Source organism: Meiothermus sp. (assembly GCF_025060375.1).
Taxonomy (GTDB): Bacteria; Deinococcota; Deinococci; order Deinococcales; family Thermaceae; genus Meiothermus.
Window position 1 is genome coordinate 1 of the sequence record NZ_JANXCG010000060.1, and the last position, 15,348, is coordinate 15,348.

Consider the following 15,348-nt stretch of genomic DNA (forward strand, 5'->3'; position numbering starts at 1 on the left):
GCCCGCGAGATTGCGCTTTCCGAGCTGGAGCAGGCTGCGCTGGCCCGCGGGGCCGATGCGGTGATTGGGATTGATGTGGACTACGAGACCGTGGGCCAGGGGAATATGCTGATGGTCACGGCCTCGGGCACCGCGGTCAAGACCAGCCGGGTCTACTGAGGCGGGGCAGCACCAGCCGCCGTCCCCGGTGCGCAACCACCTCGAAGGGCACCCCGTAGACCTCCTCCAGAAGCGCGGGCTCCAGCATCTCCTCGGGCTCCCCCTGGGCCAGCAGGCGGCCCTCCTTCAAGAGCAACAGCCTTTGGGCAAATAGGGCGGCCAGGCTCAGGTCATGTAGCGCGGCCAGCACCAACCGCCCTTCCTGCCCCAGCCTCTGGGCCAGCGAGAGCACCTCGAGCTGCTGGCGGGGGTCCAGGTGGTTGGTGGGCTCGTCCAGGAGCAGGATGGGGGTGTCCTGGGCCAGGATGCGGGCCAGGTCTACGCGGGTGCGCTCCCCCCCCGAAAGCGCGAGGTAAGGGCGGTCGGCCAGGTGGGAGGCTCCGGTTTCCGCCAGGGCCCAGGCGATGCGCTCGCGGTCCAGCGGGTGCTCCCGGCCCTTCTGGTGGGGCAGGCGGCCTAGGGCCACTACCTCGCGGGCGGTGTAGGGGAAGGCCAGGCTCCGCTGCTGGGGTAGGAAGGCCCGCTTCAGGGCCAGCACCGCGGGAGGATAGCTTTGGATGGGCCGCCCTTCCAGCCGCACCTCGCCACGGCTGGCCCGCCACTCGCCCGAAAGCAGCCTGAGCAGGCTGCTCTTCCCCGCCCCGTTGGGACCCAGGAGTACCCAGAAGCCCGGGGAAAGTTTGAGCGAGACTCCCTGCAGCAGCCAGCGCCCTCCCCGCCAGAAGCTTACCTCTTCGGCCTCGAGCCAGCTAGCCACGCCACCCCTCCCGCACGAGCAGAAAGAGGAAGAGAGGCCCCCCCAGAAGGGTGGTCAGAAGGCCCAGCGGTAGCTCGGCCGGGGCGAAGAGGGTGCGGGCTAGAAGGTCGGCCAGAACGGTGAGGCTGGCCCCCAGCAGCCAGGCTCCCGCCAGCACGAAGCGGTGGTCGGCCCCGCCCAAGGCCCGCAACAGCCAGGGCACCAGCAGCCCCACGAAGGCAATGTTCCCCGCCGCGGCCACCGCCGCCCCTACCCCCAGGGCTATCAGGAACAGGCCCCAGCGCTTCAGGGCTCCCACCGCCACCCCCAGGTGGTAGGCCTCCTCCTCGCCCAGGGTGAGGGCATTCAGGGCGCGGCCCAGCCCCAGCAGGGCGAGGGCGCTCAGCAGGGCGAGGGGCGCGGTGAGGGCCAGAAGCTCCCAGCTCGCCCCACTCAGGCCTCCCAGGGTCCAGAAGCTCAGGCTGCGCCCCTGGGGGTCGCCCACGCGGAACTGCACCAGCCCGATGAGGGCGCTCAGGATGGGGGAGAGCAGGAGCCCCAGCAAGAGCAGCCGCACCCCCGCGGGCGCCCCCTCCCCTGCTGCCAGGCGCAGCAGCAGGCCGAGCACCCCCAGCACGCCCAGGGCCGCGGCCAGGGGTAGCCCCCAGGGCACCAGGGGAAACCAGGCCAGCCAGAGCACCGCCCCGGCCGCAGCCCCGAGCCCCAGGCCCAGCAGGCCCGGCTCCACCAGGGGCGTGCGCAGCAGGCCCTGAAGCGCCGCTCCCGTCAGGGCCAGCGTTCCGCCCACAACGGCGGCCAGCAGCACGCGGGGAAAGCGGATGTTGAGGAGCACCGCGGCACCCTCAAGGCCCTCCTTGAGCACCCGGGGAATCTCCAGGGGGGCGATGGGGTAGGCCCCGCCGGAAGCTCCCAGGAGGAGGCACAGCGGCAGCAACAAGGCCAGCGCCAGCAGTACCCCTTGCCTGCGGCGCTCGGTGTCAAAGGGCTTTTGTCTCATCGCTAACCCCAAAGGCTGCCCCCAGCTGGGGGCAGCCCGAGCCCAGGGTAGCCCCTATGGACTGAAGCTGGGGTGGTTGAGGCGCACCGGACCGGTCTTCTCGTAGAGGGCCTGGTGCAGCTCTAGGGCTGCCCGGCCCACGGTGTAGCCGTAGCCGGAGATGTAGGTCACGTCCATGGCCACAATCCGGCGGTTGCGCCCCGCCGGGGTCTCAGCCACCCCGGGCAGGCGCAGGATGTTCTCGAAGCTGAAGGGCTGGTCGGGGAAGAAGGGTACCACGATGGCATCGGGCCGGGCTGCCACCACCGCCTCGGCGGTGAGATTCACGCAACCCCGCACCGCACCTGCGCCCTGCACACTCCTGACCGCGTTCTGAGCCCCGGCCAGGGTGATGAGGCCCGCCCCGCTGGCCTCCTCGCCGCAGACGAAGGTGTTGCGGGGGTCGCGTGGGTAGATGTAAAGCACCCGCAGGGGCTCCCCCCGGCGCACCCGGGTCTTGGAACGCAGGGCCAGCAGGTCGCGCTCCAGAGCCCGCACCAGCTCCTCGGCCCGGGCCGGCTGCCCCACCGCCGCGCCGATGGTGCGGATCTTCTTCTTCACCCCTTCCGGGGTGGGCTCGTCAGGCACCAGCACCACGCTCACACCCGCCTGGCGGAGCTGGGCCAGCACCGGCGGGGGGCCCGCCTCGGAGACGGCCAGCAGCAGGGTGGGCCGCTGGGCCAGGATGGCCTCCGCGTTCAGGCGGAAGAAGAGGCCCACATCAGGCTTTTTTAGCAGCGCCGCCGGGATGTACGAGCCGGTATCCCGCCCCACGATGCGCTCGGTGAGGCCGAACTTGTCCAGAATCTCGGAGATGGAGCCCCCTACGCTCACGATGCGCTCGGCGCTGCGCACCTCCACCTCGCGGCCTGTGGCATCGGTGACGCGGAAGGGCTGGGCCAGCGCTAGGCCCAAAAGGGGAAGGGCAAAAAGCCAACCTTTCATACCAAATTGGAAGGGTAACTGTTTGGCGAGAGGAAGGTGTCACAAAAGTGTCACGGGCCGTGCGGCCACAGCTGCTCCCCTGGGAACGCCACCAAGTGCGCCACGGCACGTAAGGCCCTCGGCTGGGGAGCGGGGGTGACCCCTGCCCTGAGGCTTGCGAGGGGCTTTAGCACAACCTCCTCGCGACAAGAAGCCGCCGCGCCACCCGGCGCGGCGGCTTCTTGTGTTGCCTAGAGCGAGCGGCGGAAAAGGGCTAGCCAGGTCTCGCCCATCTTCTGGGTGCCCAGCACCTGAGCCACCTCCTGCTCGCCTGTGCTGGCGTTGATGCGCGCCTGGACCACCCGCACCTCGCCCGCGTTGCCGTCCACCAGCACCGCAAAGAGGTTGTTCTTGGCGCTTAGGTAGCGGCGGATGCTGGCATCCTCCTTGGCCGCCAGGCCCACCGAGCCCAGCCCCCAGGTGCGTACGTGGATGAAGATGGCGCCCGGGTAGTTGCGCTGCGCTGCTTCGGCCAGCACCGCCTTCACCAGGGCGTTGTTGGTGGCCGCATCGGTCTGGCCGCCGAAGAGAAGGGCCAGGGCCGGCTGGCGAAAGCTGACCAGGCGCAGCACATCATCGGGGTTAGAGAGGGCTGCGGTGGCCACCTGGGCGTTCGGGCGGGCCTCCAGGTAGCTGGCAATGGCCGCCCCGCTCAGGCTAGCGCAGATGGAGCTGTTGTTGGTGAGCACCTCCAGGCCCTCGAAGCGCAGGGCCCCGGCCCAGACCTTACCCATGGCGTTGCCGGTATAGCCGCGCAGCAGGTACTGCTCCCCCAGGGTGAGGGGCTGGGCCAGGCCAAAGCCAAGCACAAGCACAAGCGGTAGCAACGGACGCATGACCGACCTCCTCGTTGCAAGTATCCTTACCGGGTATCTACCCAATAGCCAGCGTAGACGCTGTTGGTCATGGAAGTGTTCTCCATGCAACATTCTCGCCGTTGGCCTAACATACCCTATAGGGGTATTATGAGCCCGATGGAGCGGCCGTCCCTTTTAGCCTGCCCGTGGAAAAGGCTGGGGGCTACCCGCCCTGCCGTCTGCTCTCTGGCGGTCTGGCTGCGGGTCGCGTTGCCGCTGGGGGGGTGCTAGACCGATGCGGCTCACACCGGACGCGCTGGTCCTGGGGCCTCTTGCGCTGAGCTGGTCCCACCTGGCCTTGCTGTTGGGGATGCTGGTTTTCATCTGGCTTGCTGCCCGGCGGGGGATGGAGGGAAAGGCCTGGGGGGTGCTCTTGAGTGCCCTGCTGGCCGCGCGGCTGGGGTATGCCGCGGAGCACCTCGCTGCCTGGCCTAGCCTGGGGGCGGCCCTGCTCGCCGCCCTAGATATCCGTACGGGAGGTTGGAATGCCTTGGCGGGGCTTCTAGCTGGGGCCCTGGCCGCCTACCTGCTGCTCCGGCGCGAGGTGGTGCGGTTGCTGCTGCCGGCGGCGGCCTCTCTGGCGGTATCTCTGGTGCCCCTTGGGCTCCAGCAGATCCTGAGCCAGCCAGCAGAGGCGGCCAGCCCCGACTACGCGAGGCAGGTGGTGCAGTACCTCGAGCCCGGCCAGAGCCGCCCCCGCGAGGTACCCTTTGGTGAGCTGCCCAGGCCCATGCTCATCAACTTCTGGGCTACCTGGTGCCCACCCTGCCGCGCTGAGATGCCCCTTCTGGTGGAGTACCAGCAGAAGGGGTATCCCGTTGTGTTGCTCAACGTTGGGGAGAACCCCGCAGTCATCCAGGGCTTTCTTGCCGAAACCGGTCTTGTTGCCCGGGTGTTTCTGGACAGCGCGGGCCTGCAGCAAGCCTTCCGGGTAAGCGGCCTGCCCACCACGCTCCTGGTGGCTTCCGATGGGCAGGTGGTGGCCCGCCACCTGGGGCCGCTCAACCGGGCCCAGCTCGAGCAGCTCCTGCAAAGGTTGCGCTAGGCCGGTCCTGGAAAGCCCCGGCGGGCTCACCTGTGGCTCGGTATCGGAGCCACCAGGGCTCCTCTCCGGCGCCAAGAGCAGATTGGCCCGGGGTTGCTTCCAACTTCCAGACTGTCTGCGGGGTTGGGCACGAAGCGGGTGCTCTGTCCTAGGGCGACGGCGGTGGTTTTCCAGGCGGAGCTCCCGTATTAGGTGTAGGGCCCCTTTTCAGGGTTTGAACACCACCTTGATGCCCTTGCGGCGGGCGGCGGTCTGGATGGCCTCAGGCCAGGCCTCCAGGGAGAACTTGTGGGTAACTAGGGCCTCGAGCCCCTCCAACTCGGGCAGCAGTTTGACGGTCTGAGCAAAGTCGTCCCAGCTGTAGGTGTAGCTTCCAAAAAGCCCAATCTCCCGGAACCAGTAAGGGGAGAAGTCGTGAAAGGCGGTGGCCGGGGCCCCCAAGAGCAGAACCCGCCCCCCTTCCCGCACCGCCCAGCTCGCTTCCTGGAGGCCCCCCGGGGAGCCGGAAGCCTCTATTACCCCCTCAAAACCACCGCGCCAGGAAACGGACCCAAGAATGCCCGGGTAGTGCCTTGCTCCAGCCGCCCTTTGGGCAGCTTGGGCGGAGGGGAAAGTTCGGCTGGCCCCCAGCCGCTGGGCCAGCTCAGCCTGGCGGGGATGGCGGGCCACCGCGTAAAGGGGTCCGTTGTAGCCCAGCGCCCGCAGGAGCCGAATGGTGAGCAGCCCTATGCTTCCTGCCCCAATCACCAGCAGCCGGGAAGGCCAGTCAAACCCACTGCTCCGGCCCCAGACCTGGCGCAGCCCGTGGAGCACGACGGCTGCCGGCTCGGTCAGGACTGCCCGCTCGTCGGGTACCCGCTCGTCTACGGGGAATATCCGTTCCTGGTGGGCGACCATCCGTTCTGCCCAGCCACCCCCTAGGTCGCGGCAGAAGCCCAGCATCCCCGGGGCCAGGCTGCCCTCGGCCACGTTTTCGCAAAGGTGGTCGTCCCCCCGGGCGCAGGCCGGGCAGTCGGGCAGGCCGCGCTCCAGGCAGGAGAGCAGCGGGTTGACCACCACCCGAACCCCCCCCAGCTCTGCCAGCACCTCGTGCCCCAGCACCGCGGGGAAGGAAAACATGCTGGAGAGGGTAGGGGCCTGCTTGCCGTAGAGCAGGGCCAGATCGCTGCCGCAGATGCCAGCAAGCCTGACCTTGAGCCGCTCGAAGCCCCGGGGACGGGTGGGCTCGGGCAGCGCCACGAGCCGAAGCGGGAGGGCTTGGGCGGGGTAGCGCTTTCCCAAAAGACGGGCCGCGGCATAGCGCGGCACCGAAGGGGTGAAAAGCAGGCCCCGCATCAGGGCCCTGGAGCCGGTCTTGGCGGCGGCCAGGCGCTTGGGGACGGGGGCGGTGACCGTGGTCTGCATTCGCCTCCATTTTGCTCCCAAGGGGTGGCTTCTGGCAAAGGGCCAAGCGTCGCACTGGGACATTTGTCCTAGTGGCATGGGGCTGGGGGTCTGGCAGAATGGACCTCAGTACCCCGGAGGGGGTTTTTTCGTATGCTCAACCGACGCTTTACCCTTTACGCCTGGGGGGTGGTGGCCTTCACCCTGCTGGTGATCCTTTGGGGGGATGTGGTCCAGGCCACCGGTTCCGGGGATGGTTGTGGGGCTCACTGGCCCACCTGCAACGGCGAGGTCTTGCCAGCCTTCCGGGGCCTCGAGACCCAGATCGAGTTTTTCCACCGCCTCACCAGCGGCCTCTCCTTCCTGCTGGTGGTAGGCCTCCTCCTCTGGTCGCGTAGGGCCTTTCCCAAAGGACACTTGGTGCGCCTAGGGGCCGGGCTTTCCCTTTTTTTCATGGTTGCGGAAAGCCTGCTGGGGGCCGCTTTGGTCCTCTTCCGCCTGGTGGGGGAGGACGCTAGCCCAGCCCGGGCGGTGGTGGCTCCGGTCCACCTCATCAACACCCTTTTCCTGATGGGCTCGCTGGCCCTCACCGCCTGGTGGTCGGCTCACCCTGAGGCACGCCCGGTCTGGCGGGGGCAGGGCCCTGTGGGATGGGCCTTGGGCCTTGGCTTCCTAGGGATCCTTGCGGTTGCTGCCTCAGGTGCCCTTACTTCCCTAGGAGATGCGCTTTTCCCGGTGCGCAGCACCGCCGAAGCGGTGGGCCGAGCCCTTTCACCGGGGGAACACTTCCTGGTGCATCTGCGGATCTACCATCCCTTTATCGCGGTGTTCGTCGGGGCCTATGCGGTGTTGGTGGCCAACCTGGTAGCGGCCCTGCGTTCTAGCCACCACACCCGGCTGTTTGCGCGGGCGGTGGGGGTACTGTTCGTTCTCCAGCTCGCCGTGGGGTACCTGAACGTGCAGCAGGCCGCTCCCCTCTACACGCAGCTTCCCCACCTTCTCCTCTCCGACCTGGTCTGGCTCTCTTGGGTGCTGCTCGCGGTTTCCGCACTGAGCCAAGTGGGATACCCTGCGCCTCCGCGCGCCGCCTCTGCCTCTGAAGCAAGGTAGACTCATATGGTGCTGTCCGCAACCCATACCCAGCGCGCCACTTGGCGCGACTACTTCTGGCTGACCAAACCCCGGGTCATCAGCCTCCTCCTCTTCACCACCCTAGCCGCCATGTTTATGGCCGCCAGGGGGTGGCCGGGGTTGGGGCTACTTTTGGTGGTTCTGGTAGGGGGCTACATGGCGGCGGGTGCTGCCAACGCCTTCAACATGGTCATAGACCGGGACATAGACGGCCGGATGAAGCGCACCGCCCAGCGCCCTACGGTCACCGAGAAGATTAGCAGCCGCGAGGCGACCCTCTTCGCCACGGCCTTGATGGTGCTCTCCTTTTTCATCCTATGGTGGGGGGCTAATCTGGTCGCTGCGCTCTTGGCTATGGCTGGGCTGGGTTGGTACGTCGGCGTCTACACCCTCTACATGAAGCGCCGCTTCTGGAGCAACATCGTGATTGGGGGTGCTGCTGGGGCCTTCCCGCCTCTGGTGGGCTGGGCTGCCGTTGCAGGCGAGCTCAACCTTTTCTCCTGGTACCTGTTCCTGATCATCTTCTTCTGGACTCCGGTGCACTTCTGGGCCCTGGCCCTGATGATCAAGGACGAGTACGCAGCCGTGGGCATCCCCATGCTGCCGGTGGTGCGAGGGGAGCAGGAGACCGCCTACCAGGTCTTCCTGTACGCCATTCTGACGGTTGTCCTGACCTTTATCCCGGTGCTGATGGGCGAGCTCGGGTGGTTCTACCTGCTGGTCTCTTTGGTCCTAAACGCCCTCCTGCTCTGGCAGAGCTATCGGCTCTACCAGCGCCAGGAGCGGGCTCGAGCCCTGGGGTTGTACAAGTACTCTATGCTATACCTGGCGTTGCTCTTTGTTTTGATGGCGCTGGACCGGGCATTTTGGGTGTAGCATGATACCCTACTGGGTTTGGGTATATGTTCTACAGAACAGACTGATTCCAGGGAAAATGGCTTAGAATATCCGGGAGTGTGAGGTGAGGATGTGCTAACGCTGCAGCGGAGTCTAGGTCTTCTCATCTTGCTGGTGGCGGGCCTGGTTCTGGGCGCCGAGCCGGGCCAGGCAGGGGGCCATACCCTCAACATCATTGACCCCCAGGCCTCGGCTTTCAACCGCGAGGTGCGGGGTTTGCTGGTCTGGGTGATGGGGTTTGCGGCCCTGGTCTTTGTGGTGGTGATTGGGGCTCTAACCTATGTGGTCATTAAGTTCCGCCGCACCGGCAAGGAAACCGCGGAGCCCGAGCAGGTCCACGGCAACGACCGGCTGGAGGTGATCTGGACAGTCATCCCTACGGTCATCGTGCTGATTATCTTCGGCCTCACTGCTCAGAGCATGTTCAGGCTGGACCGCCCCACGCCGGGAGCCATGGTGGTAGAGGTGCGGGGCTGGCAGTTCTGGTGGGACTTCATCTACAAAGACCACGGGGTGCGCACCTCCAACGAGCTCATCCTTCCGGTGGGCCGGCCGGTGCGCTTCGAGGTAACCGGGGGGGATGGCCAGAACTACGATGTGATCCACTCCTTCCGCATTACCAGCATGGTGGGGGCTCGCGACGCCATCCCGGGGGTGGTCACCCACATCGAGGTAACCCCGGAGAAGGTGGGCATCTACTACGGTCAGTGTGTGGAGCTTTGTGGGGCTTCGCACGCCAACATGCGCTTCCGGGTGGTGGTGGTGCCAGAGGAGGAGTTTGACCGCTGGATTGAGGAGGCCAAGGCCTACCAAGCCACTCCCCCCACCGATCCTGTGCTGGCTCGAGGGGAGCAGCTCTACAAGCAGCAGTGCGCTGCCTGCCACTCCCTGAAGGGGGTCTCCCAGGGCCTGCCGCAGAACCCCGACCTCACCTTTTTCGGCAATCGCATCACGGTAGGGGCGGGAATGTGGCCCAACACGCCGGAGTACCTCGAGCGCTGGATCAGGAATTCCCCCGGCATGAAGCCCGGCATCAAGATGCCGGCTTTCCCCCAGCTTTCGGACGAGGATACCAAGGCCATCGCAGCTTACCTGATGAGCCACAAGGTGGAGGGCCTGGACTTTAGCAACCTGGAGAAGTTCTAAAGGGAGGTTTACCGAGACATGGCTGTAGTCGCACCACAACCCGCGCGTCGCATGGGCTTCTGGGAGGCGGTCTGGGACCTGCTGACCACCAGCGACCACAAAAAAGTCGGGATGATCTACCTGGTCGCCTCGTTTGTGGCCTTCGGCCTGTCGGGCCTGATGGCGGTGGCCATTCGCTGGCAGCTGGCGGGTCCTGAGCGGCAGTTCCTGGTGGGGGACGCCTACAACCAGGTGCTCACCCTGCACGGGGCCACCATGCTCTTCTTCTTCATCATCCCGGCTGGGCTTTCGGGCTTCGGCAACTTCATCCTGCCCCTAATGCTGGGCGAACGGGATGTGGCCCTGCCCCGCATCAACGCCTTCGCGGCCTGGCTCTTCGTCTTCTCCGGAGTGCTCATCTACACCTCGCTCTTCTTCGGCGGGGCGCCCGAAGTGGGCTGGACCTTCTACTACCCCTTCTCCCGCACCGGTGGCCTCGGCGTTGACTTCTTCATGGTGGGGCTCCTGCTGTTGGGTCTCTCCAGCCTGCTGGGTGCCGCCAACTTTGCCGCTACGGTCTACAACCTGCGGGCTAAGGGTATGGGTCTGTGGAAGATGCCCATCTTCGTCTGGGGCATCTTCGCCACCTCCATGCTCTCCCTCTTCGCCCTGGCCGGCATTACCGCGGCCAGCCTCACCGTGCTGCTCTCGCGTAAGCTGGGGCTCAGCCTCTACGACCCGCTGATTGGCGGCGACCCGGTGCTCTACCAGCAGTTCTTCTGGTTCTACTCCCACCCGGCGGTCTACATCATGTTGTTGCCCTACCTGGGCATCGCCGCCGAGATCGCCTCCACCTTCTCGCGCAAGCCGGTCTTCGGCTACCGCTTCATGGTCTTTGCTCTGGTGGGCATTGCGGTGGTGGGCTTTCTGGTCTGGGCGCACCACATGTTCACGGTGGGGGAGAGCCTCCTCTTCCAGCTCGTCTTCGTCTTCTTCACGGTCCTGGTGGCCGTGCCTACCGGGGTGAAGATTTTCAACCTTCTGGGTACCCTCTGGGGCGGCCAGCTCGACTTCAAGACCCCCCTGCTCTTTGTGATGGGCTTCATGTTCAACTTCCTGCTGGGGCGGATTACCGGGGTGATGCTGGCGGTGGCACCCTTTGACTACCAGGTGCAGGACAGCTACTTCGTGGTGGCCCACTTCCACAACGTCTTGATGGCGGGCTCGGGCTTCCTGGCCTTTGCCGGGTTGTACTACTGGTGGCCCAAGATCACCGGGCGGATGTACCCCGAGTTCTGGGGGAAGCTGCACTTCTGGCTCTTCCTGGTGGGCTACTTGCTGACCTTCATGCCCCAGTACGTGCTGGGCTTCCTGGGGATGCCCCGCCGCTACTACACCTATCCGGATGGGCTCTACCTCTGGAACGAGATGAACCTCATCTCCACCACGGGGGCCATCATCCTGGCGCTGGGCGGGATAGCCTGGCTGATTGCCATGGTGGAGAGCTTCCGTCAGAACGTGAAGGCCCCCGACAACCCTTGGGGCGGCTACACCCTCGAGTGGGCCACCTCCTCGCCCCCGCCGGCCTACAACTTCGCGGTCCAGTTCCCCACCGTCTTCAAGTCCGAGCGGCCCCTTTACGACTGGGAGAAGGAGGGGCTGAAGCCCAAGCCCATTGACCCTGCCACCATCCACCTACCCGCGCCCACTGTCTGGCCCTTCATGACCGCGCTGGCCCTCTTCATCACCGGGATTGGCCTCTCCCTCGCGCCCAACCTGGGCACCGCCTCGGTGGGCGGGGTGCCGGGCTGGGGCGGCTGGCTGGCGGTGGGGGTCATCCTCTTCTTCTACAGCCTCTTCAAGTGGGCCCTGCGCCGGGAGTACGACCACCCGGTGGAGCACCACACCGTGACCGGGAAGTCCAACGCCTGGGTGGGGATGGCCTGGTTCATCGTCTCAGAGGTCGCCCTCTTCGGCATCCTGATCGCGGGCTACCTCTACCTGCGCCTGACCGGGGCCGCGGTGCCGCCTGAGGACCACCGCCCGGCCCTCTGGCTGGCCTTGCTCAACACCTTCTTCCTGGTGGCGAGTTCCTTCACGGTGCACTACGCCCACCACGACCTAAAGGCCAACAAGCTCTCGCCCTACAGGCTGGGTATGCTCATCAGCATCCTGCTGGGGGTGGTCTTCTTCCTCTTCCAGATCTGGGAGTTCGCCATCGCCTCGGGGCACTACGTGGAGGCCTTGCAGGCTGCTGGGCAGTCGGAGGCGGCCCAGAAGGCTGCGCTTTGGTTCACCGTCTTCTTCCTGATTGTGGGCCTGCACGGCCTGCACGTGCTGATTGGGGGCACCGGCCTGGCGCTGGCCTACGCCCAGGGGCTGGCTGGCAAGATCAACAGCCACGAGCAGGGCACCCTCGAGGGGTCCGCGATGTACTGGCACCTGGTGGATGCGGTCTGGCTCTTCATCGTGACCATCTTCTATATCTGGTAGGCCCGGAGCCGAGGAGGGGCCAGCCGGGGCTGGCCCCTCCTTCTAGCCCTTGACAAAAAGCTCTGCCTACCCCAAACTGCAGGGGTTGCGCCCAAGGACCGCGCCCAGCGGCCCGGCGCAAGGCTCGGCGGAGCCGTACATCCTGTAGACCTGGCCTGGACAAAGGTTCTCCGGTGGGATGGGCGGCTCGAGGGCCGCCTACCCAGAGGGAAGAACGTATGAATTTTTCGGCATTTCAACTGAGGCCCGAGGTGGCCCAGGCCCTAGAGGCCAAGGGCTTTACCACCCCCACCCCCATCCAGGCCGCCGCCATCCCGCTGGCCTTGGAGGGTCAGGACGTGCTGGGCCAGGCCCGCACGGGCACTGGCAAGACCCTAGCTTTTGGCGTTCCCATTGCCCACCGACTGGACGCCTCACGGGAGCGGGGGCGTTCCCCTCGAGCCCTGGTGCTCACCCCTACCCGTGAGCTGGCCCTTCAAGTGGCCAAGGAGCTGGCCTGGCTGGCCCCGCACCTCTCCGTGACCCCCGTCTATGGGGGAACCGGCTACGGCAAGCAGGCCGAGGCCCTGAGGCGGGGTACCGATGTGGTGGTGGCCACCCCTGGGCGGGCCATGGATTACCTGGAGCAGGGGGTCCTCGACCTTTCCAAGGTCCAGATCGTGGTGCTTGACGAAGCCGATGAGATGCTCTCGATGGGTTTTGAGGAGGCTGTTGAGCGGCTTTTGGAGGCTACCCCCACGGAGCGCCAGACCCTTTTGTTCTCCGCCACCTTGCCCACCTGGGCCCGCCGGCTCTCGGAGCGCTACCAGCGGGGGGCTATTCACGTCAACGTTGTCAAGGACGAGGCCATCTCCTATGAGGAGGTCGCCATTCAGGTTCCCTTGCACAGCCGTCTGGCCCTGCTCTCCGATGTCCTCTTCGCCTACGGAGCCGAGCGGGCCATCGTCTTTACCAGCACCAAGGCCGAGTGCAACGATCTGGCCTTGGGGTTGGAGGGACGCAACCACAGCGTGGCCCCTATCCACGGGGATATGGGGCAGCTCGAGCGCGAACGGGTGATGGAGCGTTTCCGAAACGGGGTAACCTCCATCCTGGTGGCCACCGATGTGGCGGCCCGCGGCCTGGACATTCCCCAGGTGGACCTGGTGGTGCACTACCGCCTCCCTGATCAGCCTGAGACCTACCTACACCGCTCGGGCCGCACCGGGCGGGCTGGACGCTCGGGTAAGGTGGTGCTGCTTTACGGGCCTCGGGAGGGGCGTGAGCTGGAGGCACTGGAGCGCGCAGTGGGCCGGCGCTTCAGGCGGGTTAACCCACCCACCCCTGAGGAGGTGATGGCGGCCAAGTGGACGGCGCTGGCCCGCCGCATTGCTGCTCAGCCCGAAGCCGACAGGAAGCTATGGCGGGAGCAGGCCGAGCGGCTTATCGCCGAGAGGGGGGTGGAGGCGGTGGCGGGGATGCTGGCGCTGCTTTTGGGCGGCGCCCCTACCCCCAAAAGCCTGCTTACCGGCGAAGAGAACTGGGTGACCCTACGGCTGACCGGTCCGCGCTTGAACGTGAACCGGGTGGTGGCCCTGCTGAAGGCGGCGGGGGCCGGGGAGATAGGCCGGGTGCGCCTGGAGGGGGACCTGGCGGCCTATGTGGACCTCCGCCCGGGGGAGGTAGAGCATCTAGACCCCACTGCTTTGCGGGAGGTGCGGCTGGCACGGGCCGTTGAGGTTCCTCCTGAGGTGAAGGAGGAGTCTCCCAGAAGCCCGGCCCAGCCCTTCAGGCGTAAGGACCCTGAAGCGATGCGCAGGCGTGTGGTGTACCGCTGAAGGCAGGCGAGCGCTGTCCTTGTCCAAATTGCACCCGGCCTGGCCGAACTCCCTGCTAAGATGACCTTAGCATGAAAGGACTTATTCTCGCGGCTGGGCGAGGCACCCGCCTGCGCCCCCTAACCCATACGCGCCCTAAACCGGTCATCCGGCTGGCGGGCAAGCCCATCATCCGCTACGCGGTGGAGAACCTGCTCGAGGCGGGCGTCACCGAGATTGGGGTGGTGGTTTCCCCCGACACCCAGGAGGACATCCGCCAAGCTCTCAAGAATTGCCTGAGCGCCGAAATCACCTACATCGTGCAGGAGCAAGCCCTGGGCATTGCCCACGCGGTGGCCACAGCGAGGGCCTGGTTGGGCCAGAGCCCCTTTGTGCTCTACCTGGGGGATAACCTCTTCCAAAAGGGGGTCCGCCCCTTCGTTGAGGCTTTCCGCCCCCAGCTAGGAGCGGTGATTGCCCTGGTGCGGGTGCCCGATCCCAGGCAGTTCGGGGTAGCGATCTTGGATGAGGGGCGAATCGTTGGACTTTTGGAAAAGCCCAAAGAGCCCCCTTCCGACCTGGCGGTGGCCGGGGTGTACGTCTTCAGCCCGGTTGTCCTGGACATCATCGCCAACCTCAAGCCCAGCGCCCGAGGCGAATACGAGATCACCGACGCTATCCAGGCCCTCATTGACGGGGGTTCGACCGTTATCGGCCAAGAAGTCGGCGGCTGGTGGAAGGACACGGGGCGCCCAGACGACCTTCTGGATGCTAACCGGCTTCTTTTGGTGGAGCAAAAAAGCCCTACCCCTGTGGTGGAAGGGGAGGTGGAGAACAGCCGGATTACAGGGCGGGTGGTGATTGAGAGGGGGGCTGTGGTCCGCAACAGCACCGTGCTGGGGCCCGTACACATCGCCCCGGGGGCCCTGATTGAGGGGTCCTACATCGGACCCTTTACCTCTGTTGGGCCCAACGCCAAGGTACGGCAGGCCGAGGTGGAGTATTCCATCCTGGAGGACAGCGCGGTGGTGGAGGACGTGCCCTTGCGGTTGCACGAGTGCATCCTGGGGGTTGGGGCCCGGGTTACCCGGCGCAGCGAGCTGCCCAAGGCCCACAAGCTGGTCCTGGGGGATTTGAGCAGCCTCGAGCTGGCCTAGGCTCAAAGAGCAGGTCCCAGCCCGAAGGGGGATGGGGGGTCTCATGACCCGTGCCACAGCCCCACCCCGGGTTTCTTCCAAAGAGGGCAGAAGCCCCTTTGGGATGGACTTTCTGCGGCGCAGGGGGTGGGCCAACGCCGATCCTTCACGGCTCGCCCAGTAGCACCCCCTCTGGGCTTCCGAAGGATGCGGCCGGGCTGCGGGAGGAAACCCCGCCCCCGCAGCCCGGATGAACGGCACGAATGGGTTCAGCCGCCCACCTTTTCCCTCTTCCCCTCGGCCAGGTAGAGCCAGGTCTCGAGCACGCTGTCGGGGTTGAGCGAGATGCTCTCGATGCCCTGCTCCACCAGCCACAGCGCAAACTCGGGGTGGTCGGAAGGGCCCTGCCCGCAGATGCCGATGTACTTGCCCATCTTCTTGGCGGCCCCGATGGCGCGGGAGAGCAGGAACTTCACCGCTTCGTCCTGCTCGTCGAAGAGGTCGGCCACCAGCCCCGAGTCGCGGTCGAGGGCCAAGGTGAGCTGGGTA

The 15,348-nt window shown here is 66.2% G+C and carries 12 protein-coding genes and 1 pseudogene; 7 read left to right on the plus strand and 6 right to left on the minus strand.

What is annotated here, in order from left to right; genetic code table 11:
- Positions 1-159 (plus strand): heavy metal-binding domain-containing protein (locus NZ849_RS07650; protein ID WP_295405817.1); only part of this gene is annotated, 159 nt, incomplete at its 5' end.
- Here NZ849_RS07650 and NZ849_RS07655 read toward each other — a convergent pair.
- The 4 genes from NZ849_RS07655 to NZ849_RS07670 form a co-directional block, all read right to left on the minus strand.
- Positions 137-916 carry a heme ABC transporter ATP-binding protein gene (locus NZ849_RS07655; RefSeq protein ID WP_295405800.1) on the minus strand — a complete coding sequence of 260 codons (780 nt, stop codon included), beginning with the start codon at positions 914-916 and terminating at the stop codon, positions 137-139. The genes NZ849_RS07650 and NZ849_RS07655 overlap by 23 nt on opposite strands.
- Positions 909-1,913 carry an iron chelate uptake ABC transporter family permease subunit gene (locus tag NZ849_RS07660; RefSeq protein WP_295405802.1) on the minus strand — a complete coding sequence of 335 codons (1,005 nt, stop codon included), beginning with the start codon at positions 1,911-1,913 and terminating at the stop codon, positions 909-911. The genes NZ849_RS07655 and NZ849_RS07660 overlap by 8 nt, the downstream gene beginning before the upstream one ends.
- Before the next feature lie 54 nt (positions 1,914-1,967).
- The gene (locus NZ849_RS07665; RefSeq protein ID WP_295405803.1) at positions 1,968-2,897 is read right to left on the minus strand and encodes a hemin ABC transporter substrate-binding protein; all 930 of its coding nucleotides are present in this window, start codon (positions 2,895-2,897) and stop codon (positions 1,968-1,970) included.
- A gap of 230 nt (positions 2,898-3,127) precedes the next feature.
- Positions 3,128-3,772, minus strand: coding sequence for a hypothetical protein (locus NZ849_RS07670; RefSeq protein WP_295405805.1), 645 nt, complete (start codon positions 3,770-3,772; stop codon positions 3,128-3,130).
- 256 nt (positions 3,773-4,028) lie between these two features.
- Between NZ849_RS07670 and NZ849_RS07675 the strand changes: the two genes are divergently transcribed.
- Positions 4,029-4,838, plus strand: coding sequence for a TlpA disulfide reductase family protein (locus NZ849_RS07675; RefSeq protein ID WP_295405807.1), 810 nt, complete (start codon positions 4,029-4,031; stop codon positions 4,836-4,838).
- 207 nt (positions 4,839-5,045) lie between these two features.
- Here the strand turns inward: NZ849_RS07675 and NZ849_RS07680 are convergent, their stop codons facing one another.
- Positions 5,046-6,173 (minus strand): zinc-binding dehydrogenase, encoded by a 1,128-nt coding sequence (locus NZ849_RS07680; protein ID WP_295405819.1) that lies wholly within the window; start codon positions 6,171-6,173, stop codon positions 5,046-5,048.
- 201 nt (positions 6,174-6,374) lie between these two features.
- Between NZ849_RS07680 and NZ849_RS07685 the strand changes: the two are divergent.
- From NZ849_RS07685 to NZ849_RS07705, 5 genes and pseudogenes are all read left to right on the plus strand, one after another.
- Positions 6,375-8,228, plus strand: a pseudogene (locus NZ849_RS07685) (heme o synthase).
- Between the two features lie 93 nt (positions 8,229-8,321).
- Positions 8,322-9,395 carry a cytochrome c oxidase subunit II gene (coxB, locus tag NZ849_RS07690; protein ID WP_295405809.1) on the plus strand — a complete coding sequence of 358 codons (1,074 nt, stop codon included), beginning with the start codon at positions 8,322-8,324 and terminating at the stop codon, positions 9,393-9,395.
- A gap of 18 nt (positions 9,396-9,413) precedes the next feature.
- Positions 9,414-11,867 carry a cbb3-type cytochrome c oxidase subunit I gene (locus NZ849_RS07695; RefSeq protein ID WP_295405811.1) on the plus strand — a complete coding sequence of 818 codons (2,454 nt, stop codon included), beginning with the start codon at positions 9,414-9,416 and terminating at the stop codon, positions 11,865-11,867.
- Between the two features lie 218 nt (positions 11,868-12,085).
- Positions 12,086-13,684: a DEAD/DEAH box helicase gene (locus tag NZ849_RS07700; RefSeq protein WP_295405813.1), complete on the plus strand. Its 1,599-nt coding sequence runs from the start codon at positions 12,086-12,088 to the stop codon at positions 13,682-13,684.
- A 71-nt stretch (positions 13,685-13,755) separates the two neighbouring features.
- Positions 13,756-14,820 carry a glucose-1-phosphate thymidylyltransferase gene (locus NZ849_RS07705; protein WP_295405815.1) on the plus strand — a complete coding sequence of 355 codons (1,065 nt, stop codon included), beginning with the start codon at positions 13,756-13,758 and terminating at the stop codon, positions 14,818-14,820.
- Between the two features lie 248 nt (positions 14,821-15,068).
- Here the strand turns inward: NZ849_RS07705 and NZ849_RS07710 are convergent.
- A partial coding sequence (locus tag NZ849_RS07710) for a putative PEP-binding protein (RefSeq protein ID WP_367182958.1) occupies positions 15,069-15,348 on the minus strand: 280 nt, incomplete at its 5' end.

Coding starts and splice junctions, on each gene's coding strand:
- NZ849_RS07660 (WP_295405802.1), bottom strand. CDS start 1,913: ATGAGACAAAAGCCCTTTGACACCGAGCGCCGCAGGCAAGGGGTACTG.
- NZ849_RS07665 (WP_295405803.1), bottom strand. CDS start 2,897: ATGAAAGGTTGGCTTTTTGCCCTTCCCCTTTTGGGCCTAGCGCTGGCC.
- NZ849_RS07670 (WP_295405805.1), bottom strand. CDS start 3,772: ATGCGTCCGTTGCTACCGCTTGTGCTTGTGCTTGGCTTTGGCCTGGCC.
- NZ849_RS07675 (WP_295405807.1), top strand. CDS start 4,029: ATGCGGCTCACACCGGACGCGCTGGTCCTGGGGCCTCTTGCGCTGAGC.
- NZ849_RS07680 (WP_295405819.1), bottom strand. CDS start 6,173: ATGCGGGGCCTGCTTTTCACCCCTTCGGTGCCGCGCTATGCCGCGGCC.
- NZ849_RS07695 (WP_295405811.1), top strand. CDS start 9,414: ATGGCTGTAGTCGCACCACAACCCGCGCGTCGCATGGGCTTCTGGGAG.
- NZ849_RS07700 (WP_295405813.1), top strand. CDS start 12,086: ATGAATTTTTCGGCATTTCAACTGAGGCCCGAGGTGGCCCAGGCCCTA.
- NZ849_RS07705 (WP_295405815.1), top strand. CDS start 13,756: ATGAAAGGACTTATTCTCGCGGCTGGGCGAGGCACCCGCCTGCGCCCC.